Source organism: Burkholderia oklahomensis C6786 (assembly GCF_000959365.1).
Lineage (GTDB): Bacteria > Pseudomonadota > Gammaproteobacteria > Burkholderiales > Burkholderiaceae > Burkholderia > Burkholderia oklahomensis.
Genome location: NZ_CP009555.1, coordinates 1,131,173 through 1,155,255 on the forward strand (window position 1 = coordinate 1,131,173; position 24,083 = coordinate 1,155,255).

Genomic DNA, 24,083 nt, shown 5'->3' on the forward strand with positions numbered 1-24,083 from the left:
ACCAGGGGGCGAACCGTGGCCAAGACAAGCGGTACCGCTGACGAGATCCTGAACCTGCCGTCGGGCGGCGGATCGGTCAGCGGCGATGGCGGCGACTTCAGCGTCGATCTGAACACGGGCACCGCGACGCTGAAGTTCGACCTGACGGTGCCGGCCGGCCCGAACGGCATCACGCCGCCGCACACGCTGCAGTACTCGGCGGGCGCGGGCGACGGGCCGTTCGGCATCGGCTGGTCGCTCGGCCTGATGACGATCCGCCGCAAGATCACGCCGGCCGCCGGCGGGGCCGAACCCGCGCCGCCCGGCGCGTGCACGCTCGTCGGCGTCGGCGAGCTGGTCGACATGGGCGCGCAGCGCTTTCGCCCGATCGTCGATGCGACAGGACTGCTGATCGAATTCACGGGCGCGTCGTGGACGGCCGCCGACAAGAGCGACACGCAATACACGCTCGGCACGACCGTGAACGCGCAGATCGGCAGCGACGGCGCGTTGCCGGTTGCGTGGCTCGTCGACCGCTGCACCGACAGCGCCGGCAATGCGATCGCATACACGTGGCTCGCCGACGGCGGCAGCCGCGTGCCGCAGACGATCGCGTGGGGCACGTATCAGCTCGTCTTCGCATACGAGAGCCGGCCGGACGTGCTCGTCGACGGCAGCTACGGCGCGCCCGTCACGCTCGACAAACGCTGCAGCCGCATCGAGCTGCACGTGACGACCGAAGCGCGGAGCCTCGTGCGAAGCTGGACGCTGCTGTACGACGACGACCACGGACACGGCCGCTCGCAGCTCGCGACGATTCGCGAGCACGGCCATGCGGCGGACGGCTCGGTGCTCACGGCGCCCGATCGCACGTTCGCGTACTCGAAGTTCGGCGCGCCGGCGCTCGTGCCGGTGACGGGCTGGACGACGCCGCTGTCGGATCCGAACACCGATCTCGTCGACCTGAACGGCGACGGGCTGCCGGACATCGTCCATCTCGGCCAAGGGATGCCGACGATGCATCCGAACCTCGGCGGCGGACGCTTCGGCGCGCCGCGCCCGCTCGCGCGCACCGCGGCGCCGCTGCGCCTGTCGGCGCCCTCCGTCGCGTTCGCGGACATGTCGGGCAACGGCAGCGTCGACGTCCTCGTGCTCGACGAGCCGTTCTCCGGCTACTACCCGCTGTCCGCGCCGGGCGGCGCCGAGCCGACCGGCTTCGGCCGGCCGATCGTGTTCGAGCGCGCGCCCGCCGTCTCGCCGGGCGACGTGCGGCTGCGCTTTCTCGATCTGAACGGCGACGGCATCACCGACATCCTGCTCGACACCGGCCGCGGCTGGCTGATGTATCTGCGCGACGGCCCGACGACGTGGTCCGACGCGCCGCGCGTGCTGCCGCCCGCGCGCACGCCGCCCGTGTCGCTCGCCGATCCGCACGTGCACCTCGCCGACATGACGGGCGACGGCCTGATGGACATCGTGCGCGTGACGGGCGGCGGCGTCACGTACTGGCCCGCGCGCGCGGACGGCGGCTGGGATGCGGCGATATCGATGACGCCGTCGCCCGCGTTCGCGCGCGATTTCGATCCGCACCGGCTCGCGCTGTACGACGTCGACGGCGACGGCTGCGCGGATCTCGTCTACGTCGGCCTGCAATCGGTGACGCTGTGGCGCAACGTCGGCGCGACGCGGCTCGCCGCGCCCATCGCGATCGCCGGCACGCCGATCGCGCTGCCGGGCAGCTATCGGGTCGTCGACCTGCTCGGCTCGGGCACGGCCGGCGTGCACTTCCAGCTGCCGTCGATCGCGGGCGCGTCGCGCCAGAGCTATCTCGATCTCGGCGGCGGCACGAAGCCGTATCTGCTGAGCGATCTGTCGCACGGCGCCGCGCAGAGCACGCGCGTCCGCTATCGCACGAGCACCGAGTACGCGCGCGACGACGCGCAGGCCGGCCAGCCGTGGCGGACCTATCATCCGTTCCCGATCCAGTGCGTCGCCGGCACCGATCAGACCGATCACGGCACGGGCGCGACGACGACGACCCGCTACGCGTATCACGACGCGCGCTACGATCCCGGCACGCGCACGTTTCTCGGCTTCGGCCGCGTCGACAGCGAGCAGCTCGGCGACGCAACGTGCCCGACGCTGCGCGTCGAGACGACGTTCCACCTCGGGCTCGATCCGGCCGATCCGAGCCGGCCGCTCACGGGCGACGAAGCGCTGAAGCTCGGCGCGCTGCGCCGCAAGCCGCTCGTCACCGCGACGTACGGCCTCGACGGCTCCGCGCTCGAGAGCCGGCCCTATTCGGTCACGCGGCACGCGTACGACGCGCTGCTCGTCGCCTCGTCGCTCGGCGACGGCAAGCGGATCGCGGTGCCGTACTGCACGACGTCGACCGAAGAGCGCTGGGAGCGGCAGAACGCGATCGTGTCGACGCGCACCGTCGACTATCTCGCGATCACGAACGAAGGCGACGTCACGTTGCAACGCACGCGCGCGCAACGCACCGGCGTCGCCGCGCCCGACCAGGACGTGACGACGACGACGACGCTCGCGACGGGCGGCAAGAACCTGAGAATGCCCGCGCGCGTGACGCAGACCGCGCCCGACGGCGGCATCGTGTCCGAATCGGTCTGCTTCTACGACGGCGACGCGTTCGCCGGATTGCCCGAAGGCCAGGCGACGCGCGGCCTCGTCACGCGCATCGAAGACCGCGTGTTCGACGACGCGTTCGTCGCGTCGATCTGGGGCGAGAGCGCCCCCGACCTCACGCAATACGGCTACCACCGGCTGCCGGGCGACGCGACCGGCTGGTGGAAGACGCGCCGCGCGCACGAGCGCGGCTCGAACGCGACCGGCCCGACGCTCGCGACGAAAGGCCCGCTCGGCGCGACGCAGACGCTGCAATACGATGCGAGCGGCCAGCGCGTCGTCAAGGTGATCGACGCGCTCGGCAACGCGGTATCGGCGACGACCGACGCGCGCGCATTCCAGACCGCGTCGCTCACCGACGCGAACGGCCACCTGACGACCGACGTGTTCGACGCGCTCGGCCGCGTCGTCGCGACGATCGGTCCGCTCGACACGGCCGCGCTGCCGTCGATCGCGTTCTCGTACGCGGCGGGCGCGATCTCGACGATCACGAGCGCGACGCGCAGCGCGCACGGCGCCAACGACACCGTGCCCGCCGTCACGTGGATCGACGGCGCGGGCAACGTGCTCGGCAAGGGCACGCCGGCCGCGGCGGCCGGCCAGTGGACCGTGACGAACGCGGTGCGGCGCAACGCGCGCGGCATCGTCGCCGCGTCGTTCCTGCCGTACACGGCGACGGGCGACGCATGGCAGCCGCCGCCCGACGGCACGGGCGCGACGACGTCGATCTACGACGCGCTCGGCCGGCTCGTGCGGCTCGCGCGGCCGGACGGACTCGTCGTCACGAGCCGCCGCGAAGGCGACGCCGTGATCACGAGCGAGACCTGGCCGGGCGGCGCGGCGGTCGACGTCGAGCGGCACATCTACGACGCGGCGGGCCAGCTCGTCTCGGTCGCGCGCAACGCGGGCGACCACTGGGTCGAGCAGCGATACGGCTATGCGCCGTCGGGCAAGGTCAGCCACGTGACGCTGCCGGGCGGCGCGCAGATCGTGTTCACGCTCGACCTGCTCGGCCGCGTGTTCGTGCAGCAGAGCCCGGACACCGGCCGCACCGTGTTCCTGCTCGATGCGTCGGACAACCAGCGGGCCCGCACGAACGCGGCCGGCCAGATCGTGCGCACCGACGTCGACGCGATGAACCGCGTGACGAACGTTTATCACGACGCGGAGACGACGCCGCGCGTGCGCTACGAATACGTCGACGCGAACGGCACGCCGCCCGCCGACGACATCACCGCGAATCGCTTCACGCGCCTCTGGCGCATCACCGACGAGATCGGCACGCTCGTCTTCGAATACGACGAAGCGGGCCGCAAGACATCGACCGCGCGCGCGGTGACGGGCACCGGCCAGCGCTTCGTCACGCGGCGCACGTACGACGCGCTCGGCCGCACGGCGAGCGCGACGCTGCCCGCGACCGCATCCGGCGGCGCGGGCCGCACGATCGAATACGGCTACGCGGCCGACGGGCGGCTCGTCAGCGCGTCGGGCGTCGTCAACGAGGCGGCCTACGATCCGTTCGGACGCCTGACGTCGATCGACTATGCGAACGGCGCGTCGACGCTGACCGACTACGCGGCGAACGCGGGCGGCATCGCGCGCGTGCGCGTGCTCGACGCGTCGCAAAACGTGCTGCGCGACACGACGCTCACGCGCGGCGACGGCTTCGTGAAGACGCTCGCGAGCGCGAACGCGGCCGATGACAGCGTCGACTTCGGCTACGACACGCTGCGCCGCCTGACGAGCGCGAACTACCGGCAAGGCGCCGCGGCCGCCGACGCGCACGGCTGGAGCTTCGACGACGCGTTCAACGCGACCGCCGTCACGGACGCGGGCGCGCTGACCTACGAAGCGGGCACGCACCGGCTCGCGTCGATCGGCGGCGCGCCGATCGCGTTCGACAGCGCCGGCCGGATGACGACGGGCCGCTTCGGCGCGGCAACGTTCGACGCGGCCGATCACCTGACCGGCGTGACGCTGCCGGACGCGACGCACATCGCGCACACGTACGACTACCAGGGCCGCCGCGTGCGCTCGACGACGAACGGCGCGCAAACGTATTTCAGCCCGACGGAAGACGTCGAATTCCAGGGCGACACCGCGATCGTGTGGATCACCTTCGGCAGGCAGCGGATCGCGGCCGACATCGGCGGCGCGCTGACGTTCGTGCATCCGAACGCGCTCGGCGTGATGGACCTCGTCACCGATTCGAACGGCGCCTACGGCACGCGCGTGCGGCAGACGCCGTTCGGCTACGCGCGTCCGGCGGACGGCGCGGCGCCGACGGGCAGCGTCGCGGCAGTGGCGCTCGCGCTCGGCACGACGGACGCGACGGGCCTCGTCTGCCACGGCCTGCGATGGTACGACCCGCGCGTCGGCCAGTTCATCAGCCCGGACCCGATCGTGACGAGCGTCTACACGGTCGGCTCATGGAACCCGTACGTGTACTGCCTCGGCAATCCGATCCTGCTCGCGGACCCGAACGGCTGCAGCTTCCTGAGCGTGCTCGAGATCATCGGCATCGCGATCCTCGCGGCCGCGTGCGTCGTCGGCGCGATTTTCACGGGCGGCGCGACGCTCGTCGCGCTCGGCGTGCTGTCCGCGAACATCGGCGGCTGGCTGCTCGCGGGCGTCGCGCTCGGCAGCCTGGGCGGCGCGATCGCGGGCGAACTCGCCGCGCAGAAGGCGGGCGGCAACCTGTGGGCGGGCGCGTTCCTCGGCGCTTTCCTCGGCGGCGCGACGTCGCTGATCGGCGGCGCGCTCGGCGGCGCGGCCGCGGCCGGCATCGACACACTGATCGGCGGCACGAAAACGTTCCTGTCGTTCGTCGCGGCGGGCGCGATCCAGGGCACGCTCGCGGGCGCGGGCACGGGGCTCGCGATCGGCTACGCGGGCGGCAAGGGCAACGCCGAATCGATGCTGATCGCGATGGCGAAGGGCGCCGCGTGGGGCGCGGTGCTCGGCACGCTGCTCGGCGCGGGCATCGGCGCGATCGCGGGCACCGGCATCAGCGGCGCGGCGAAGCCGGACAACTTCCTGAACATCGGCGCGTTCGGCCAGAAGTTCGCGGATTTCACGAGCACGTCGACGGCGATCAACTCGGCGGACAACGCGGCGGGCGTGACCGAATCGCTCGCGCAACTGTCGATGCCGGGCGGCTTCAACGCGAGCAACATGCTCGGCCTGCTGCCGAACCTCGTCACGACGAACGAACAGGCAGCCGGCTGGTTCTCGATCCCGATCTCGTGGCTCGGGCCGGGCGTGCTGAATGACGCGGGATTCGCGGGGCTCGTCGATACATCGATGGCGCTCGATCAAGCGGGACTCAGCTACGCGCACCAGATCTCGCTGCTGCTCGGCGCCGCGCCCTACTTCATCGACTACGCGGCGACGATGGCGCAGATCGTCGATACGAGCGGCGTGAACAACTTCGAGACGGCGTTCAATCGGGCGTTTGGGTCGGGGAGTCCGAGTAATACGGGGTGAATTCGGCTCGTGGCGGGCGCGCGATCGGATTCGATGGCGGCGGGCGTTTTGTGTGGAATCGGGGGATGCGTGAAGACGCGATGCTTCGGGCGCGGCGCGAATTGCAGACGGCCGATTGCCGAAGGCGGATTGCAGATGACTGATTGCGGCAGATCAAATCGTCGTGGGCTGGCTTTCTTATGCTCGATGGCGAGTGCGATCCGTTAGAGGCATTTCGATCTCGTGCGATTTGGCGCGGTCTCGCGCGATAGATCAGACGAAATGGTCTCGCCGGCATGCGCGTTCGAAACTCGGAGAAAGCATCCGTCGTTTCGATCGGCATGCGCGATGGCGTGAGCTATCGGTGTCGCTTCATTCGCTACGCGTCATCGGGGAAACATCATGGCTCTGCCACAAAGCTATCGGGAATTGACGGGCGAAGTCGCGACGCAAATGCGCGCCCTTCGCAAGACGCAACCGGATCTGATGTCGGCGTTCGCCGCGCTCGCGGCGGCCGGCACGAAAGAAGGCGCGCTCGGGAAGAAGACGCGCGAGCTCGTCGCGCTCGGCATCGCGATCGCGTCGCGCTGCGACGATTGCATCGGGTTTCACGTGCAGACGCTCGTGAAGCTGGGGACGACCCGGGAGGAATTCGAGGATCTTTTGGGGACGGCGGTTTATATGGGGGGCGGGCCTTCGATGATGTATGCGGCGCATGCGTTGAAGGCGTTTGAGGAGTTTGCGGGTGAGAGAGGGATATGAGAGGTGAAGCCGGGGGCTTTCATAGCTGGTTTTCAGACTTTGTGGGTATTCGGTGAATATCGAGGATATTGTGCTGGGATTGATGGTTTTTTTATCGAGTGGCATGTCGGTTAACGGCTAGGAACTGTCGATCGACAGTGACGACTCGAAAGCAGTCGATCGGCTGTGCGATGGACTCTCGCTTCGGTGCAAAGTCTGTGGCCGTGGTGGCGGTACACGTATTTTCTGGCGTCGGGCGGGCAATGGCTTAAAGTGAGAGACAGACAATCCGTGCCATGGAGATCCACGATGATCGACGACGGTCTCTTCGACGCCATAAAACGGCTGCGCGAATGGGCGCAGGAGCATTCCCATGTACGACGGCTATGGATTTATGGCAGCCGACTCAAGGGCGTCCAGCGGACCGACAGCGATCTCGATGTTGCCATGGAAATCGACCCTGTCGGCAACGATGAGACGGCACGAGATTCGTGGGGCAGTCACCGCGCTGAATGGGAGGCTGAGATGACAGCGCTCGTCCCATATGAAGTGCACCTCCAAGATTACGATCTCACAAACCCGATGTCTCGCGTCGTCGCATATATTGGATGCTGTGCCGCGTTGGTCTACCAGCGTGATTAGGTCATATCCGTTATCTCGCACGTTAGGCAACGAACGAGGGGGTGCGCGTTGGTCGCACATATCGCAATTGCGCTGCTTCTCGCAATAATCGCAGCAGCGTCGCCACAGCGTTCACTTGCCCAGCAAGGTCAGAACAGCTTGATCGGTGTGGTCACCGACGCACCAAGCTCTTCCAAGTGGGTGGGTAGTCGAGTCATCTTCACCGGGATAACGACTGCAGAGCCCACGGTTGTTTGGCCTGATGGGTTCGACGAAAAGCTATCCAAGCTCTTTGAGAACGAAAACTTAATCGTTCTCCAATTCGTTAGCACGGCCGGAGGCACCGATACCTTCTACATCGAAAGGAAAAGTAAGCGTTTCCTCGTTGTATCGGTTGGAACCTTGCTTGCCGCCTACCTAAATAACAAGTCGGTCAGTGTGTCTCAGTACCGGGGCTACATCAAATAGGTCGCAAATGTAGTCGTGCTGGCTGAGTGTGACAGCCGATCCGCGAACGGCCGTTTTCACGGCCCGTTTCGAGTCGATGCGCGCCGTCTGACGCAACGTCGAGCACCGAAATGGCGTCGTCGGGCGGTGTGCGGCCAGGAGGCGACGTTCGCCGGATGGTGACGTATGGCGGAACCTCGATGCGGTTCGGTCATTCGAGCCATTTGATGTCGGTTAAGCGGCCGGAGTCTTGTCTGCTTGCGTTCGTACCCCTGCATCTACGGAGAGATTTCAATCTTCGGGCGCTGGCGCTTTTTGATCGCTATGGCGTCTCCGGTTTACTCTTCGAAGTCTGTGCGCAAATAGTCCATGTCATCCGTTCGGCATATTCCTCTAGAAGATCGCGGTCAGTAAGGCGCTCAAGGCGGTCGAAGTCGGGCGACCCGGCCATATTCGCGAGCAACTGCGCGCGCGTTGTATTTTTACGCGCATCAAGCAACCACATAAACGTCTTGAACGGCGTCTCGATCGTTTGCTTCGCGGAGGGATCAATACGTTCAAAGAACGTTGTTGGATGCCGTCTATAGGCCTGCAACTCTGCTGCTGAAAGGGGGACGCCAACAACGACTTGCCGCCCGTCCTGCAACTGAAAAATGCACGTTGCTGATCGTTCAGGTTCGGAGACAATTCCTTGAAGCAGCTTGGCCGGTGCCGTCTCGCCTTCTGGCCCTACTTGGACCTCGTACCACGAGCCAATAGTTAGCCGCGCTTCGTTTGTCGAAAACGCCAACTCAGGGGCTTCTCCGTCGAACGTTGATGGCACTTCGCTGTGATCGCGCAGTGATCTGGCGAGGTCATGGATATCCTGATGCGCTCGCATAGCGGCGTATGCTTCTCTCAGGGAGGGGAACCCCGCGTCAAGCTTGAAATCTGGGATCTGGAATCCTTCGGCGAGTATGACAGTGCGTCTCACTGCACCTTCGAGGTCTCGGTCTGAAGGCATGTTCGTGAGGAAGACATACGCCGCGGGAAGCGGATGGCCGTTGAGGTCACGCCCTTCAAACTGGCGCAAATCGTTGAGTGCTTGCCGCATGAAGCCCGGCAGCGTGTCGTCCATTTGATCATCTGGAGCTCCAACGTCAAGAAACACGATTCGTGGATGAGCGGCCTGTTTCCTCAGGGCACCTTGGAGACGTCTTCCGAGCCGAAACCTGAGTGTGCCTGTTGCATCGCTCCGGTTACGATGCTTCGCTTCTACTGAATACATATTGCCGCTTGTTTTGCAGGTGGCGACAAATTCGCAGTGAGTTGCGGAGCGGTCATCTTCATCTTCAAACACAATGTCGAATCCCGCCCGAATCATTGCGGCAGCAACGTACGTTTCATATCGAGCACCGGGGAACATGTCCGGGTTCTTGAGTCGGCCGACTAGCTTCTTCTGCAACTCGGCATTGTGGTCCAGTGCGTACAGGTCGTATGCTAGGCGAAGCCATGCGGATGATGCGCCGTTCCCTTCGACCTGCACAACGAAGTCACCCGTTAAACCGGAACGCCGCTGCAAATTGCAGATACTGTCATACCACTGGAGAATCGGATGTCGATCACTCAATGGCTTCTTGAGTTCGGCGTTTCCCCACGCGGGATCCAAGACGTCCCTGAGATAGTCTCCCAGGAAGTCGTGGAACGTCTTGCCTTTAATGTAATAGAGCTTGTTTCGTACGGCGACGACTCTGCGTCCGCCAATCTCCGCACTGATGATCGGTCGGCCTAGCCCCTGTTGAGCGACGCGTTGGGCCTCCTTGGCCATAGCTTTTGCGCTTGCCTCGGCAACGGCCTTTGCTAGACCTGGTGGCAAAGTCTGGCGCGCTGGCTCGGGCGCAATCCATCCGTGGCAGTGCTTATATTTCTTCCCGCTCCCGCATGGACAACGTTCATTGCGTCCGATTTTCGCAGCCATAAGCATGCCCCCAAGCCGACTCGCTCCAAATATGTTCGCACATCTTCCTACTCATTCGAGCAAGTAGGTCTTCGCGGACGCACTGAGCGCCGGCGACGAGCAAGTTGAACAGTCAACGAGACTGTCCTACCGCGCGATCCCATTGGCAGGCAACGTAGTGAGTGCCTGCAGCGCAGCGTGCGAATGTCTCATATCGGCGGGTCAGCGGACCGACGCCCGTGGTGACTCAGTGACTCGAACGGGTCGACTCCGGAAATTCCGGGCTGGGTCGGGGCGATCGAGCACTGGCCGACGACGAATTTCCAGGAGCGACCACTCACTACAAGCGTTCGGCCGGCCGAATCGGGCCGGCAAGCGCCGGTCGCGCCGCCCGAAAACAGTCATCCATGGAGCGCACGCACCTTCGCTTGTTTCAGCAGCGTTGCCTCCTTGCCATGGTCCATTTTCGTCTGACAATTAGCATGGTGTGCAATCTCGCACGCACGCGAGGCGAGGCGAGGATGATCTACATCATTTGTTAATTTTCACATTTAAATCAATAGAGGCCGCGCACCGCAATCGAAACGACGTTCTTATAGCCCTCGAATTTATCAAATTAACCCGCTGGCTACGAGACGCGCAACGCCGTGGCCAGCCAGTCGCGCGACCCGATCACCACGATGGCCACCCACGATCTTTCGCCAGGCCACCTCGAGACCGACGCGTTGAAGCTCCGATGCCGCAACGTCTCACATCCCCCTCAGTATTCCAACGCGCGCGCTAGACGCATATCATTCGCGCATCGCGCATCTGCAGGCCACCCGGCGCGTCGCCTCCAACGGAAGGGGCGGCGCATTCGCCTGCGCGGCGCAGCACACAGGAATCCTCGATGAACACCAAGCGTTCCCGGACGGAACTCGTCGCCGCGCTGCTCTGGGCGGCGCTGTATCTCGCGACCGGCTATATCTCGCACGCGTTCAACGGTCCCGTCCGGCTGACAGGCTACATCTGGCTGCCGGCCGGCGTGACGATCGGCGCGTTCATGCTGCGGCCCGTGCGCGAATGGCTGATGCTCGCCGTCGCGTTCCTGGCCGCGCAGTTCGCGCTGACGAGTATCGAGCACGGCAACCTGTTCAACGCGGCGCTGTTCACGATCGACGAGGTCGGCGCGGCCGCGCTCGCGGTATGGTTCGTGCGGCGCATCCGTTTCTCGCTCGAAGGCCTGTATTTCCTGCGCTCGGTCATCCTGGCCGGCGTGATCGCAGGCGTACTCGGCGCGATCGGCGGAGCAGCCTGGTACACGGTCGTCAAGGGCGCGTCGTTCATCGACGTCAGCCTCGTGTGGGCCGCATCCGATTTCGTCGGGGTGCTGCTGGTCACGCCGGTGCTCGCGTCGTGGTCGCGCTTCCGCGCGCACCGCTCGGGCGATCATGAGCGCTTCGATCTGATGCTCGGTATCGTCGCGTTCGTGCTGGTCGTGATCGTCGCCTTCGCGATCTTCGATGGCGACAGCGCGTCGAAATTCGGTGTCGGCGCCGGCTTCGCGATGACCTACATCCCGCTGTTCCTGACCGTCGCGGTGACGCTGCTGCTGGGCGGCCGCGCGGGTTCGTCGTCGGTGCTCGTGCTCGCGCTGATCGTGATCATGCAGACCGCGCAGGGCGACGGCCCGTTCGCGTCGCTCGACGCGCATCACGGCCGTTCGCTGCTCGAGGCGCAGCTCTATCTCGCGATTGCGTCGCTGCTGGTGCTCACGGTGAGTACGCTGAAGACGACGCGCGAACGCGTGCACGAACACGCGGCGGTGCTGCAGAACAACATGGAGCTCGCGCTCGCGAGCGCCGGCCAGATCGCGTACGTGCTCGATCCGCAATCCGGCCGGATCGAATGGAGCGGCGACGTCGAGCGCATATTCGGCGTCGGCGTCGACGCCGCGCAGATCGCGAGCGTGCCGCTCGTGCTCGAACGCGTGCACCCCGGCGACCGCGACGCGCTGCGCGACTACTGGCGCGCCGAGATCGCAGGCGAGGATCGCGCGTCGCTGTCGCTGCGCGTCGTGCAGCGCGACGGCGGTACGCAGACCATCACCGATCACGGCGCGCCGCTGCTCGACTCGAACGTCGACGTGACGGTCGTCGCCGGCGTCTGGCAGATCGAGCGCGTGTGGCCGGCGGACGAATGAGCGAGCGGACGCCATGACCGGCCAGACAGGCATTCTGCTGATCCACGGACTCGGCGGGACGCAATACGATCTCGGTTCGCTGCACAAGGCGATGCGTCGAGCAGGCGGCAATACGCACATGATCACGCTGCCGGGGCACGGCACGCGCCCCGAGGATCTCGTCGGCGTGCACGCGGAAGCGTGGCTCGACGCCGTCACCGAGCAGTATCGCGCGCTCGAGGGCGAGTACGAGACCCTGCATGTCGCGGGCATGTGCATGGGCGCGCTCGTCGCGTTGCTGCTGTGTCATCGCGTCCGGCATGCGCGCGGGCGGCTCGCGTTGCTCGCTACGCCGATGTTCATCGACGGCTGGTCGACGCCCTGGTACCGGCCGCTGAGACATCTGCTGTATCGCGTGCCGGGCGTGTCGGCACGGTTACGCGTCGATGAGGACGAGCCGTTCGGCATCAAGAATCCGACGATTCGCGCGATCGTGAAGAAGAAATTCGAGCGTCAGGACAATTTCCACTACCCGTGGGTGCCGCTTGCGTGCATTCGCCAGATCGACCGGATGCGGAACTGGGCGCGCGCGGCCGCAGCCGACACGCACTGTCCGACGCTCGTGCTGCACGCGCGCGAGGACGAGCTGACGAGCTTGCGCTCGGCCGACTTCCTGTTGAAGAACTTGCCCGACGCGCGCGGAATCGTGCTGGAGAACAGCTACCACATGATCTGCGCGGACAACGATCGCGATGAAGTCGCCCGGCAGGTTCTGACGTTTTTCGGCTTCGATCCGTCGCATGCGGTGAGTCCGGCGATGGCGCGCAGGATGGGGCGGGTGTGAACGGCCCGGGAGAAGGCCGAGGAAGACCACCGAAAGCCTGTTTCCCCGTCCGGTTTCCCGCTTGCACGTCTCTCGAAATTGCCGCCATAAAATGAACGGCGGCCTCGGCTCGTCGCGCATGGGCGGCAAGTTCGTCATGGGGCAACGCAGCAGCGAACAGGACGTGATCGAGCGGAACAGCACATCGATATGAAGCTGACGCTCGCGAGCGGCCGTCCGCGCACTTCTTCAGACACTGCTAGATGCTGAACCTCTGTGCGCCTCGCCTCGCAATGATGCGGAGATGGATCGCCTCCATCGGACTCGACGATACGGCGTACGGCACGCACACCATGCATCGCACAAAACATTGATCTATCGCCGAAGAAGAATCTTCGGGCGGTGCGGTTGCTGCTCGGCGAGCGGGCGCTTGTCGGTCATCCGCGGACCCTCGTTGGGGCGTCGGCCGCACATTCAGGCGGCGGCTCCGCTTTGCAGACTCAACCGGTAGATTCCCGCCAGACCCGATTGCAAATGCTCACAGGCCAGTGACCCGGCCTCGTGGGTGAGTTTTGCGGAGTACCCGGCGGGAATGGTCCGCTCCTTCGATGCGCTTCCGCAACCGGCTTCCTGAACGAGCGAAACCGTCCGTGTTCAAACACATCTCCGGCGCGAACATCGCTCGCTTATCGCTCGCTTACAGCGGATGAGCAGCGCCTGCCTGCAACAACAGCGACACGGCGACCGGATCGGGCATCCCATCGGCATCGATCGCGCCTGCTTCCGCGAGCGCGCCGAGATCGCTATCGACGCCCGCTTGCCCGACCACGAACGGCGTCGTCAGAAACGCCTGTGCCGTCAGCGTGACCGCATAGCGCTGCTGAAGATTCGCGACGACAGCCGCTTGCGCGGCCAGCACGTCGGTCTGGTTTTCCAACACCTGCTGGAAGCGCGAATTGCCCGGAAAATCCCCGATCAGATGGGCCGTGTCCGTGCCGAGCTGCGACGCGAGGTAGACCAGCATCAGCTCGGTCTCGGGCGTCGTATTGAACGTGCCGCCGGAAAACGCGAGCGAATGCAGCGTCGTGCCGCCGGAGCTCACGGTGATGACACAGGGAAGCGTGGCGTCGAACGTGATGCTGTAGTGCCCACCGCCGTCAGACAGGGTAGCGCCCGAACCCTGCGCACAACCGACGTTGACCGTCGCGCTGGCCAGCGCCCGGCCGGTGGCGGCAGTGCCGGATAGCGCGATGGTCTGCATGCCGTTTTCGTTGAAACACGCGTCGAAACCGAAGCAGGCGTCGCCGCCGCACGCGTAAAGCGTCGCGAGCGAAGCAACGCAAAATGCGCCCAGTGCCGGGCGAACGAAGCGCGCGTTGTGAGTGTTCATGGCCGCTGCAGTCGATGGAAGGAGGAAAAGACGACTGGTTCCGCGCCAGGGGACAGGCGCTACGTCCAATTCTAGGTGCTGGATTCCGAAACCGCGCATCGAGTCGATCCGATTCGCAACCGTATTTGTTCTCGCGCCATGAAACGCCAGCATTGCGGGCAATCGAATCGCAGTGGTCACGCAAGGTCCGCAGCGAGCCGTGCTGACGCTTCACGGCACTGAATTCGCATTCCGCGATCGTCATCGTGTGGAGAAGGCTAACCGCCGTATCGACGATTGCCGCACCATCCGATGGCCGCTTGATCTTGGCATCCGTCGCTCCCTTGATGATTCGCCGAAAGGCCGCAGCGGATCGGCTACCGACACGGCCTTCAGCCGCAAGCGGACATGCGAAGCGAGGGATTCCTGATACGCTTCACATGTCTGCAAAAACCGAAAACCATACAAAACCCCCACAAACATCAACCTCCCCTATCCCCTCCCGCCCCTCAACAGGACTACACTAAAGGCGCCGAAAGCGGAGACAAAACCATGATTCCTCCCGACCCTGAAAGCACCTTCCGCGGCTTGCCGTTGACGCCCGAGCAGGACGCTGAAGTAAGGCATTACATCAAGGTTCGAACGCAGCGTGGTCTGCCGTGGGACACACCCGAGTTGCAGGCGATGATTCGCGACATGATGCAGCCCCCGGAAGAAGACGCCAACGAAGCTGATTTCCTGTCTGACGAGGCGAAAGCGGTCGCCGAGCGCGCGATGTCGTCGGTGGAAGACGAGATGGACCCCACCGAGGCGCGCGAGGAATGGCGAGCGGCGATGGAAGCGGAAAACATGAAGGGCCTGCGCCGATAGCCGCCCTCCCCGCGTCCAAGACCGTCGCGCATGATGCGCCGCCCCGCACGACAGCGAACGTCCGTCATCGACGGCTTCCCGCGCAAGCGCGAGCCGCCGATCGCATCGGTGCGACTCGATTCACGCGCCGTCCATTGAACGTCGAACGCACGAGAGGACGACCATGCGACTGATCGACCCGAGCGAACACGCGGACTATCTCGAAGCCCTGCATGGTCGCGGCCTGTCGGGACGCGATTTCACGCTTCACGAAACCGATACGACCGACCCGAAAAGCGACGAGAACATCGGTCAACAGGGCTTCGTCACGATCACCCGGCGGTCGACGCGCGTGACGAAGGAATACCCGCTCGGCGACGCGAGCGATTGGCTCCAGCACTTCAAGAACGATCTCGAAGCGGGCGCGTTCGATCAGGCGAACGACAGCTCGCACGCCGCCGGGGTGTGACGATCAAGCGACGCGCGGCTGCCCTGCTCACGTACGGCGCAATTCCCACCGATACATGCACGGGACCGCGGCCTCGACGGTTCCGATGTCGTCCGCGCCGGAGACATCGCGCGCGCCATAGGCACGCCGTTGTCGATCGCGCCATGATCGAAGCTGCATCGTTCGCGGGAGGTCAATGCAGACGAGCAGCACTGGATACACTGGATATCGCGAAGACTTGCCTCGAAATGCGTCCGCGGCCTCTTTGTCCGGAGCCTCGTTGGCCGCGCGCAGCACCTTGACGATCCGTCCGGCCAGCGGATCGCTGCGGCTGTTCCCGAGTTGGGCTGAGAGCGCTGGGGCATCCTCACCACGAGGCCGGCGAGCGCATCTCCGTACCGTTCAACCTCTACCTGATGCCGAGGATGGCCTGATGACGCTCGGGCGGCGGCACCTGAAGCGTCTGCACGATCGAAAAGCGGCGGGCGACTTCCGCCGCCGACCTTACCGGATGACCAACGAACCCGCGTCGCTCCCAACCGGTTTCCTTCTCTCGCCTACCAGCCAAGCGCGCGGGCGGGACGTGCTGTTTGACATGTCAGGTCCGGCGCTCGTACCAGCCCTTTGACCGGTTGACGATGCGCACCACAAGCAGCATGACCGGCACTTCGATCAGCACGCCGACGACGGTGGCCAACGCCGCGCCAGAATGGAAACCGAACAGGCTGATCGCGGCCGCGACGGCCAACTCGAAGAAGTTGGACGCGCCGATCAACGCCGACGGACATGCGATGTTGTGCTTCTCACCGACTGCCCGATTGAGCCAGTAGGCGAGTGCCGAATTGAAGAACACCTGGATCAGGATTGGTACCGCAAGCAGCGCGATCACCAGCGGTTGCTTCAGGATCGCTGCCCCCTGGAACGCGAACAGCAGCACCAGCGTCGCCAGAAGCGAAGCGATCGACCATGGGCCGATCTTCGCCATTGCCGCATCGAACGCCGCCTGCCCCTTCGCCAGCAACACCTTACGCCAGATCTGCGCGAGGATTACCGGGATCACGATATAGAGCACGACCGACGTAAGCAGCGTCGCCCACGGCACCGTGATCGCGGACATGCCGAGCAGCAGCCCGACCAGCGGCGCAAACGCGATCACCATGATGCTGTCGTTCAGCGCGACCTGCGACAGTGTGAACAGCGGATCGCCCCCCGTCAGCCGGCTCCACACGAACACCATCGCCGTGCACGGCGCAGCAGCCAGCAGGATCAGGCCGGCGATATAACTGTCGAGCTGGTCCGCCGGCAGCATCGTTGCAAACAGATGGCGGATAAACAGCCAGCCGAGGAATGCCATCGAAAACGGCTTGACGAGCCAGTTCACGATGAGCGTGACGCCGATGCCTTTGACGTGCTGACGCACTTCATGCAACGCGCCGAAGTCGACCTTGACCAGCATCGGAATGATCATCACCCAGATCAGCAGCCCGACCGGGAGGTTGACCTGTGCGTACTCCATCCGGCCGATCTGCTGAAACAGACCAGGCAGCACCTGGCCGAGCGCGATGCCGGCGACGATGCACAGCGCGACCCAGACCGTCAGATAGCGTTCGAAGAAATTGATGGAAGGCTTTGCGACGGCGTTGCTCGTCGGGGCGACGTTGGACGTGTTCATTGGAGAGGGTTCAGTCTTGAAGTCGTAGGCAGCCGCTCGTTTCAGCAGACCGCCCATGCGCATGATCAGCTTTGCGAGATCTCGATCAGCGCCGTCTGGAGTTCGGCGTTGCTCATACCATCGACGGGCAGCGCCAGCAACTGCAGCATCCGATAACCGAGCGCTTGCCGCGTGAGCTCGAAGGCGAGACGCTTGCCTTCGTCCCCGCCTGTCGCATTCGACGGATCGGCATAGCCCCAATGCACTTTGACGGGGCTGCCGGGCCAGTACGGGCAGGTCTCTGCCGCCGCGCTGTCGCACACGGTGATCACGATGCGCATTTCAGGCACGCCGTCGCCGACGAATTCGTCCCAGCTCTTGCTGCGGTAGCCGTCGACGTCGACGCCCGCGTTCGTCAGCGCTTCCAGCGCGAACGGATTGAGTCGCCCGCTCGGCGCACTTCCCGCGCTGTATGCGCGGACATCCTTGCCGAGCTTCGCGGCCCAGTGGTTGAGCATCCCTTCCGACAGCACGCTTCTCGCCGAATTGTGCGTGCAGAGAATCAGTACGTTGGTAGTCATGGGCGGAGCGCGCGAATGCGCTTCACGATTGATGTGTATTGGACGTCGAGCAAGCTGACGCCGGCGAGCACGGATTACCGCCGCAGCAGTTCTCCGTGAGGTAGGCAAGCAGACCGTTCATCGTCGCGAAGTTTGCGCAGTAGAAGACGAAACGGCCTTCCTGGCGGCTTGTGACCAGCTGAGCGTGCGCCAATTCCTTCAGGTGAAACGACAACGAAGACGGCGGCACGTCGAGCAGCGTGGCAATCTGCCCGGCCGGCAAGCCTTGCGGCCCCGCTTGCACCAAAGTCCGGAAGACGGCCAGCCGCGACTCATGCGCGAGCGCCGCAAGGGCGATAATAGTCCGATTCGTTTCCATGTTTCCATAATAGTCGAAATATCGAATAACTGACAAGAGGATCATCTCTCGCCGGACCTTCCAGGCCGCTGTTCGTCAGTACAATCGTCAACAGACCAGCCAAGACAGCGAGATGCAACGTGGCAACCCTGTCCTCGATCGAGAAACGAAAACTTGAACGCCTGCTTGGCATGAGCACCGGCTACATGCTCAACTTCTCCGATCGTACATTTTCGATCTTCTTTGACGAGCACACGGGCCTGGACATAGGCAACGCCAAATACCGGGCCAACCTAAGCTCCGGGTCGAAGGCAAATCGGATGCGGAGCTTCTGGACCCTCGAACCTGACCACGTCGTCGCCAAGGTGTTGCTCGCGATGATTGAGTACGCCAATGAGTACTGGTGCTTCCCGCCGGAAGTAGACGCGGCGCTGCTCGCTGACATGCAGCAGATAATCGGTCGGCTCTCTCAGAAGCCGTCGAGTCAGGTTCCGGAGGTAGACGCATTTACGGCCAGCGTTAACGACCTCGATTTTGAAGCTGCGGCGAAGCACATTCGCACTGCGATAGAGCAAAACGAGCCCGCGACAGCGCTCGATCGCCTGCACGTCTTTACGATGAAGTTTCTGCGTACTCACTGCCAGCACCGTGGCATTGAGAGTAAGCGATCAATGATCGACGCCCTGTTCCTGGGAAGCTAGAGCGGCGACGCTTATGTCCACTTGAACGAGGAAGTGGACGCAATGACAGAGCACGGCAACGATCTGAAGTCACGCCTGGTGACAGGCTTCGAACGCGACGGGCGGCGCCGGCGTTTTGATCCGCAGGCCAAGCGGGAATTGGTTCAGGCATGCATGCAACCTGGAGTGTCAGTTGCGAGGATGGCGCTGGACCACGCAGTGAACGCGAACCTGCTACGCAAGTGGATCAGAGACTACGAGCGCGAGCGCAACGGAGCTGCAGCAAGCAAGGCGATCGAGAGCCAAGCTCCGGCATTCGTGCCCGTGGTTCAGATCGGCGAGATCGAGGCATCAGTCACTGACGTTCGAGGGCGACCGACTCGCATGGGGATTGCGCAATCGCGAGAGTCCATGTCGCCGCCGTCCCAGCTTGTCGCGCAGCTACCTAACGGTGTGACGCTCAAGCTCGGCTGCAACGAGCATGATGTCGCGCTGATGTCGACGATGATCGAGACGCTGGTGCGCTGCCATGTTCCGGCTCGACAGTGAGCTGAAGGTCTACGTGCATCGCGACGCGGTCGACTTCCGCAAGAACATCACCGGCTTGGCGGCGTTGGTCGAGCAAGCGCTGGGGCTCGCCCCGTTCGCCCGAGCAGTGTACGTGTTCCGCAACAAGCGCGCTGATCGCATCAAGCTGCTGCTATGGGAGCGCAACGGGTTCTGGCTCTTGATGAAGCGACTGGAAGCCGATCGTTTCGTATGGCCACGCGAGGCCGCGGACGTTCTCGAACTGAGCGTCGAGCAGTTGCACTGGCTACTTGACGGCATCGATCTGGCCGCCATGCGCAAGCATCCAGCGCGGCATTATGCGCGCGTCAACTAGGACAGGCGCATGGTTGCACGAGAGCAACATACCGATCGGGATCGGCGCGGCGACGTAAACCCATGGCCCGTCGAAACCCGCTATGGTTACGGGATGACTCGCGCCCCACAACCCGCATCGATTACCGCGGAAGAACTCGCCGCGCTCATTGCCGAGCGCGACGCGATGCTTGCTGAGCGCGATGCGCTGCGCGGCGAACTGCGCGTGACGAAGGTCGAACGCGACTTGCTCAAGGAGCAGTTGAAGGCCTATGAGCGACGGCTGTTCGGCGCCAAGAGCGAAGCCCGCAGTGCCGATCAACGGGACTTGTTCTTGAACGAGGCCGAAGCGCTGGCGCCGACGGCGGCAACGCTTCCGGCACAAGAGGAAGACGAAGCCCAAACGCAGGTAGCCGGCCACGCGCGTAAAAAGCCCGGGCGCAAACCGCTCGATCCGGCTTTGCCGCGCGAAGTCACCGCCGCAGACACTCCCAAGCGAGCGCGGATGCCTGCCTGCCAAGGAGTAGGCGGCTTTCGATTTACGAAGAATCAGATTCCCTCGGCGCCGTCGGTACGTTGTGCCCAGACGGTACGCAACAGGCAAGATTCGCTGCCGCCGCCCTCTTCGGGCTTTGACCGCCTGCACCGAAAACCGGAATCGCGCTCAGCGTGAGATAGGTCTCCCATGCAATCCCCTGCGGATCAGTGACCCAATGCTTGTCCGAACGGACATAGCAGCAGGGTGTGTTCATCTGGGTACTAATCGGTAACTCGGCATCACGCAGCCGGCTCTGCATCTCGAGCAACTCGCCTTCGTCTTCCACCTGGATCCCCAGATGATCGACCCCGGGCACCAAGCCCCGCGCAGATATCGCGAAGTTCACTCGCGGATCGTTCAGCATCCATTTGGCGTAGTCGCCCTTCTCCACCGTAGGGCGACTGGCAAACAACGCGGAATAGAACTCAATACTAGCGCGCAGATCTTCAACAGCAACATGAACGTGTAGGCGTTTCACAAATGACCTCCCGAGATCATTCGGACATGGACGAACCGCTCCCCAAAACGGATGCTTCCTCGGCACAACAGCTTTCAGTCAAGAAACCGATCAGATCTCTAATTGCCTGTACGTTCGGCGAATAGAACGTCTGCCGACCGCGCTGCTCGCATATCACGACGCCAGCCATCATCAGCTCCTTCAAGTGAAACGACAGAGACGATGAAGCGACATCCAGCGACCGAGCGATGTCCCCGGCAGACAGGCCACCTATATCCGCCTTCATGAGCAGGCTATATACCGCGAGCCTCGGACGGGAACTCAATGCCTCCAAGACACGAACCGCCTTTTTCCGTTCCATGTTCCGCACCGGCCGAACTATTCCGTCGGCCGCGGCTCCCGGTCAATCACTAGATCATGCCGCGCCGCAGCCCTACCCTACCACGAGACCGAATCACGAAAGACGGCGACTCTTGAAGCTAGTTGAGCCCCTGCTATCCTCGAGTGAACCTACTCGTCGAAGGTCCGCCCATGTACCCTTGTAATAGGGGACAACGTTCTGATCGACCCATGGAGTCACTATGTTGCCCACTGTTCCGTTGAAGTGGCCGAACTGCATGAATGTATGTCCGGATTTGATACTCGGTTCAAGATAGGCCATCGCGTAGGTTGACCCGAAGTCGTTATACACCTCAACGACATCACCAGAACTGACCCCCAGGTCCTTCGCGTCACCGGGGTTAAGTTCAAGATAAGCCATCGGCACACGATCGAGGACAAACCTGTTGAACTGATCGTGATACAGCGTTTGCCACGCCTCGTTGACACGACCATTGTTGATCCAGAAGCGATACTTCGACTTCTGCTCGTCGACAATCTTAGGCAACCCGGGCCACGGCGCAGACTTGAACTGGGCCCGACCGTCAGGTGTATCGAAATTGCCGTCCGAATAGAGCATCTCGGTTCCGGTCAATTTCCCTCCTTCATATGCCTTCGCGGGTAACTGGACACCGTTGTTACCCATGACCCTGAGTCGCTCGTATGTCACCAGGTGGCCGGTTGACCCGCCCTGGCTATCGATCTTTACCTCCGCGACCATGCCCGCCCGTCTAAAGCCATCGTTGAACGCGTCTTCTTCTGTTTTCCAGTCAAAGCCGGAGAATCGACTGACCATATCGGCTCGCCCTTCCCTCTCGTACAACGCTCGCAGCTCGTTTGCTATCGATGCGGCAATCAAGCAATCGGGGCGTGCGGAGCCAGGGGGATCCGTAAACTTCTCGGTGAGGCGGATCCGACGTTCGCCGTTCATCGACGTCAGGTTCATCTCACCGGATTGCGCTGCCGGCAACATCAAATGCGCCGCCTCGGAGAGGCTCGTCGGATAAAGATTGACTGTCGCGACGAACAATCCGCCTTTGTTCTTGACCGCGTCGTACGCGACTTCAATCATCTGGTCCGTCGACGCGCCTCGCGCTCCCCTCATCGCATCTCTGACGATTTGAGCTCGCCGTCGAACAGCAGCCTGATGCTCCTCCGCGTTCAGCGTGCTTTGAAACGGATTGGTTCCCCAAACCGTATACATCATGCCCTTGCCGCTGATGATCTCCCGATCAACATAGATTTTCGAATCTCCAGGGTACGGCGGCCGTGCATAACCCTCCTGGTGCCCACCCATGCGAACAACCCCTGTGCCTCGTCGCCCAACGTTGTGCGTTGCCAATACGACGTCGACCAGCGCGGATTGGATCAGGTAATTGTTGTTCCCCCAGATGATTCCCTTCTCGTAGGCATGCATAGTCCGTGGCCGCGCACCCGATGCCCGTGGACGGTACGCCCATTCCGCCGCCAGCTTCAATCGCTCAACCGGAACCCCAGTAATACGGCTAGTTTCGGCCATCGAGAGTCGATTCTCGCTTCGCACTTGCTCGAATCCGTTCGTATGAGATCTGATGAACTCTTGGTCGTGCCACCCTTGATCGACTACATACGTAAACAGGCCGTTGAAAAGCGCGATGTCTGTTCCCGGCTCGATATCCAAATGCAGAACGTTCTCCTTGCCCGCGACCCGCTCCGCAATGGCGACCGTTGCAGTGCGACGAGGGTCAACGAAGATGATCTTTGCCGGTTGCAGCGATTCATCCGAGAAAGAGCGCTTACGCTTATCGACCGTGCCTCCCTGGAGGTTCGGCAACCAATGCGCCAAGAAATAGTTCGTTTGCGTTTCGTATGGGTTGCAACCGATGGCCATGATGACGTCTGCGAGCTCCGCGTCTTCGTAACTGTTGTTGAGCTCGCCGATTCCCATTTCTCGCGTTGCGTGACATTCCGAGTTGTAGGCTGGTCGGTTGTGGATCCTGACGAGAGGAGTCTGCAATGCCGAGAACATGAGCTTCCCTGTTCCCCATGTGTTTTCGAATCCGCCTCCGCCCCCTCCATGATCAAAGCAGTCGAATGCGAGCGCAGAGGGACCGTCAGCATCGAGAATCCGCTTGGTCAGTCCCGCATACAACTTCAATGCATCGCTCCACGTCGCATCAACCCATTGGTTGGCCTTCAACACCTGAGGATGACGGAGCCTCTGCTTCGTCATCCCGCTCGGGCTGTACATGACCTTTGCCGTCTGCCCGCCGCGCGTCGACGACAACCCCTTGTTAACCACGCATTGACTATCCGGGACGATGAGAATGCGGTACCGCGCCCCGTCTTCATGCACGATCGTATTCTGAGAGGCCGGTGAAACTGCCATCGTCATTGGTGGCAGAGGTCTTCGAAAATCAACCCTCAATGCATTCTGATCTGGGGCACGCCCGCCCTCTTCGCCCTCAGGCCATTTGTAGACGTGGTATCCACATCCGACAATGCAGAATTGGCAGGTGAGATTGGTTTTCTTGGCGTTTGTCGGCGGAAGAAATATGCGGTCGGTATCCGTTGTCATGGCATCACCCTCTGAACACGTTTTCAGTCCGGCCGTAGATCAGTCCGTCCACACCGACCGCAGAAATCGCGCCATCGCTCTCCGCATACTTCAGCGTGATCGACGGCAGGTCCGCCGTGGCTTGACCGCACACCATCTGTCCTCGCTTCTCCGCGTCGAAAATGCTGAAATGACAAGGACACTGGAATACCTTCGTTTCCGTGTCGTACGCAACCGGGCAACCCATGTGACTACAGAGCCGACTGAAAGCAACAACGTCACTCCCGGGCCCAATCCCTCCGCTAACAGGATGACCGAGTTTGATCATCACGCATGGGGAAGAAGCGTCCGGGTAGGCGAAGTCAAACGGCACGTTCGTCTTCAGTTCGCCAACGTGAGCTATCAGCTTGACCACGTTGTCTTTCGCCTGCTCAACAACTTCCGGGCGTCCCGTCGCCTGGAGAGTCGAAGCGCCTGCGATCGTCGAGCTCGCTGCCGCGGCCGCACCGCCGGTGAATTTCAAAAAACTTCTACGACTTACACTCATCATGGTCTCCGCACGAACTATGTCGCCTG

General features: G+C 63.2%; 20 protein-coding genes and 3 pseudogenes. 13 read left to right on the forward strand and 10 right to left on the reverse strand.

Annotation, left to right across the window (positions count from 1 at the left end; translation table 11 throughout):
- Positions 1 to 15 precede the first annotated feature (15 nt).
- From BG90_RS04975 to BG90_RS04990, 4 genes are all read left to right on the forward strand, one after another.
- Complete coding sequence (locus BG90_RS04975; protein ID WP_010113919.1) at positions 16 to 6,114, forward strand: toxin TcdB middle/N-terminal domain-containing protein; 6,099 nt, start codon at positions 16 to 18, stop codon at positions 6,112 to 6,114.
- A gap of 381 nt (positions 6,115 to 6,495) precedes the next feature.
- Positions 6,496 to 6,855 (forward strand): carboxymuconolactone decarboxylase family protein, encoded by a 360-nt coding sequence (locus BG90_RS04980; protein WP_025989652.1) that lies wholly within the window; start codon positions 6,496 to 6,498, stop codon positions 6,853 to 6,855.
- Between the two features lie 288 nt (positions 6,856 to 7,143).
- Entirely contained in the window at positions 7,144 to 7,476 is a 333-nt protein-coding gene (locus BG90_RS04985) for a nucleotidyltransferase family protein (RefSeq protein ID WP_010113917.1), read from the forward strand.
- Positions 7,477 to 7,524: 48 nt separating this feature from the next.
- Complete coding sequence (locus BG90_RS04990) at positions 7,525 to 7,923, forward strand: hypothetical protein (RefSeq protein ID WP_010113916.1); 399 nt, start codon at positions 7,525 to 7,527, stop codon at positions 7,921 to 7,923.
- Positions 7,924 to 8,224: 301 nt separating this feature from the next.
- On the opposite strand, the gene BG90_RS31915 is transcribed toward BG90_RS04990, so the two are convergent.
- Entirely contained in the window at positions 8,225 to 9,709 is a 1,485-nt protein-coding gene (locus BG90_RS31915) for a hypothetical protein (RefSeq protein WP_232288859.1), read from the reverse strand.
- 69 nt (positions 9,710 to 9,778) lie between these two features.
- Positions 9,779 to 9,850, reverse strand: a pseudogene (locus BG90_RS38030) (SEC-C metal-binding domain-containing protein); the annotation flags it as partial.
- Positions 9,851 to 10,727: 877 nt separating this feature from the next.
- Here BG90_RS38030 and BG90_RS05005 point away from each other — a divergent pair.
- From BG90_RS05005 to BG90_RS38035, 3 genes and pseudogenes are all read left to right on the forward strand, one after another.
- Entirely contained in the window at positions 10,728 to 12,020 is a 1,293-nt protein-coding gene (locus BG90_RS05005; protein WP_010113910.1) for an MASE1 domain-containing protein, read from the forward strand.
- A 13-nt stretch (positions 12,021 to 12,033) separates the two neighbouring features.
- Positions 12,034 to 12,843, forward strand: coding sequence for an alpha/beta hydrolase (locus tag BG90_RS05010; RefSeq protein WP_010101633.1), 810 nt, complete (start codon positions 12,034 to 12,036; stop codon positions 12,841 to 12,843).
- 272 nt (positions 12,844 to 13,115) lie between these two features.
- Positions 13,116 to 13,374 (forward strand): annotated as a pseudogene (locus tag BG90_RS38035) (hypothetical protein); the annotation flags it as partial.
- A 145-nt stretch (positions 13,375 to 13,519) separates the two neighbouring features.
- Here BG90_RS38035 and BG90_RS05015 read toward each other — a convergent pair.
- A complete protein-coding gene (locus BG90_RS05015) occupies positions 13,520 to 14,212 on the reverse strand; it encodes a hypothetical protein (RefSeq protein ID WP_010113906.1) in 693 nt (230 codons plus the stop codon).
- A 531-nt stretch (positions 14,213 to 14,743) separates the two neighbouring features.
- Here BG90_RS05015 and BG90_RS05020 point away from each other — a divergent pair.
- On the forward strand, positions 14,744 to 15,061 hold the full coding sequence (locus tag BG90_RS05020) for a hypothetical protein (RefSeq protein WP_010101630.1): 318 nt from the start codon (positions 14,744 to 14,746) through the stop codon (positions 15,059 to 15,061).
- Between the two features lie 163 nt (positions 15,062 to 15,224).
- A complete protein-coding gene (locus tag BG90_RS05025) occupies positions 15,225 to 15,509 on the forward strand; it encodes a hypothetical protein (protein ID WP_010113902.1) in 285 nt (94 codons plus the stop codon).
- A gap of 577 nt (positions 15,510 to 16,086) precedes the next feature.
- Here the strand turns inward: BG90_RS05025 and arsB are convergent.
- From arsB to BG90_RS05040, 3 genes are all read right to left on the reverse strand, one after another.
- Positions 16,087 to 17,160 (reverse strand): ACR3 family arsenite efflux transporter, encoded by a 1,074-nt coding sequence (gene arsB / locus BG90_RS05030; protein WP_010113899.1) that lies wholly within the window; start codon positions 17,158 to 17,160, stop codon positions 16,087 to 16,089.
- 65 nt (positions 17,161 to 17,225) lie between these two features.
- On the reverse strand, positions 17,226 to 17,720 hold the full coding sequence (locus BG90_RS05035) for an arsenate reductase ArsC (RefSeq protein WP_010113896.1): 495 nt from the start codon (positions 17,718 to 17,720) through the stop codon (positions 17,226 to 17,228).
- A gap of 22 nt (positions 17,721 to 17,742) precedes the next feature.
- Positions 17,743 to 18,078 carry an ArsR/SmtB family transcription factor gene (locus tag BG90_RS05040; protein ID WP_010113894.1) on the reverse strand — a complete coding sequence of 112 codons (336 nt, stop codon included), beginning with the start codon at positions 18,076 to 18,078 and terminating at the stop codon, positions 17,743 to 17,745.
- Between the two features lie 119 nt (positions 18,079 to 18,197).
- On the opposite strand from BG90_RS05040, the gene BG90_RS05045 reads away from it, so the two are divergent.
- From BG90_RS05045 to BG90_RS38150, 4 genes and pseudogenes are all read left to right on the forward strand, one after another.
- The gene (locus BG90_RS05045) at positions 18,198 to 18,758 is read left to right on the forward strand and encodes a hypothetical protein (protein ID WP_232355051.1); all 561 of its coding nucleotides are present in this window, start codon (positions 18,198 to 18,200) and stop codon (positions 18,756 to 18,758) included.
- A 42-nt stretch (positions 18,759 to 18,800) separates the two neighbouring features.
- Positions 18,801 to 19,286, forward strand: coding sequence for an IS66-like element accessory protein TnpA (gene tnpA, locus BG90_RS05050; RefSeq protein ID WP_010112057.1), 486 nt, complete (start codon positions 18,801 to 18,803; stop codon positions 19,284 to 19,286).
- The gene (gene tnpB, locus BG90_RS05055) at positions 19,267 to 19,620 is read left to right on the forward strand and encodes an IS66 family insertion sequence element accessory protein TnpB (protein ID WP_010112058.1); all 354 of its coding nucleotides are present in this window, start codon (positions 19,267 to 19,269) and stop codon (positions 19,618 to 19,620) included. Before tnpA ends, tnpB begins: the two co-directional genes overlap by 20 nt.
- Positions 19,621 to 19,713: 93 nt before the next feature.
- A pseudogene (locus tag BG90_RS38150) lies at positions 19,714 to 20,121 on the forward strand (transposase domain-containing protein); the annotation flags it as partial.
- 16 nt (positions 20,122 to 20,137) lie between these two features.
- Here BG90_RS38150 and BG90_RS37210 read toward each other — a convergent pair.
- The 4 genes from BG90_RS37210 to BG90_RS05075 all read right to left on the reverse strand — a co-directional run bounded on the left by BG90_RS37210 (position 20,138) and on the right by BG90_RS05075 (position 24,030).
- A complete protein-coding gene (locus BG90_RS37210) occupies positions 20,138 to 20,614 on the reverse strand; it encodes an ArsI/CadI family heavy metal resistance metalloenzyme (RefSeq protein WP_010121985.1) in 477 nt (158 codons plus the stop codon).
- Between the two features lie 16 nt (positions 20,615 to 20,630).
- Positions 20,631 to 20,954 carry an ArsR/SmtB family transcription factor gene (locus BG90_RS05065; protein ID WP_010121986.1) on the reverse strand — a complete coding sequence of 108 codons (324 nt, stop codon included), beginning with the start codon at positions 20,952 to 20,954 and terminating at the stop codon, positions 20,631 to 20,633.
- Positions 20,955 to 21,047: 93 nt separating this feature from the next.
- On the reverse strand, positions 21,048 to 23,528 hold the full coding sequence (locus BG90_RS05070) for an arsenate reductase (azurin) large subunit (RefSeq protein ID WP_025990513.1): 2,481 nt from the start codon (positions 23,526 to 23,528) through the stop codon (positions 21,048 to 21,050).
- Between the two features lie 4 nt (positions 23,529 to 23,532).
- Positions 23,533 to 24,030: an arsenate reductase (azurin) small subunit gene (locus BG90_RS05075; RefSeq protein ID WP_010121988.1), complete on the reverse strand. Its 498-nt coding sequence runs from the start codon at positions 24,028 to 24,030 to the stop codon at positions 23,533 to 23,535.
- Positions 24,031 to 24,083: the final 53 nt, after the last annotated feature.

Excerpts from the sequence above, each read along its gene's own strand:
- BG90_RS04980 (WP_025989652.1), top strand. The coding sequence starts at position 6,496 with ATGGCTCTGCCACAAAGCTATCGGGAATTGACGGGCGAAGTCGCGACG.
- BG90_RS04985 (WP_010113917.1), top strand. The coding sequence starts at position 7,144 with ATGATCGACGACGGTCTCTTCGACGCCATAAAACGGCTGCGCGAATGG.
- BG90_RS31915 (WP_232288859.1), bottom strand. The coding sequence starts at position 9,709 with ATGGCCAAGGAGGCCCAACGCGTCGCTCAACAGGGGCTAGGCCGACCG.
- BG90_RS05005 (WP_010113910.1), top strand. The coding sequence starts at position 10,728 with ATGAACACCAAGCGTTCCCGGACGGAACTCGTCGCCGCGCTGCTCTGG.
- BG90_RS05010 (WP_010101633.1), top strand. The coding sequence starts at position 12,034 with ATGACCGGCCAGACAGGCATTCTGCTGATCCACGGACTCGGCGGGACG.
- BG90_RS05015 (WP_010113906.1), bottom strand. The coding sequence starts at position 14,212 with ATGAACACTCACAACGCGCGCTTCGTTCGCCCGGCACTGGGCGCATTT.
- BG90_RS05020 (WP_010101630.1), top strand. The coding sequence starts at position 14,744 with ATGATTCCTCCCGACCCTGAAAGCACCTTCCGCGGCTTGCCGTTGACG.
- BG90_RS05025 (WP_010113902.1), top strand. The coding sequence starts at position 15,225 with ATGCGACTGATCGACCCGAGCGAACACGCGGACTATCTCGAAGCCCTG.
- arsB (WP_010113899.1), bottom strand. The coding sequence starts at position 17,160 with ATGAACACGTCCAACGTCGCCCCGACGAGCAACGCCGTCGCAAAGCCT.
- BG90_RS05035 (WP_010113896.1), bottom strand. The coding sequence starts at position 17,720 with ATGACTACCAACGTACTGATTCTCTGCACGCACAATTCGGCGAGAAGC.
- BG90_RS05040 (WP_010113894.1), bottom strand. The coding sequence starts at position 18,078 with ATGGAAACGAATCGGACTATTATCGCCCTTGCGGCGCTCGCGCATGAG.
- tnpA (WP_010112057.1), top strand. The coding sequence starts at position 18,801 with ATGACAGAGCACGGCAACGATCTGAAGTCACGCCTGGTGACAGGCTTC.
- tnpB (WP_010112058.1), top strand. The coding sequence starts at position 19,267 with ATGTTCCGGCTCGACAGTGAGCTGAAGGTCTACGTGCATCGCGACGCG.
- BG90_RS05065 (WP_010121986.1), bottom strand. The coding sequence starts at position 20,954 with ATGGAACGGAAAAAGGCGGTTCGTGTCTTGGAGGCATTGAGTTCCCGT.
- BG90_RS05070 (WP_025990513.1), bottom strand. The coding sequence starts at position 23,528 with ATGACAACGGATACCGACCGCATATTTCTTCCGCCGACAAACGCCAAG.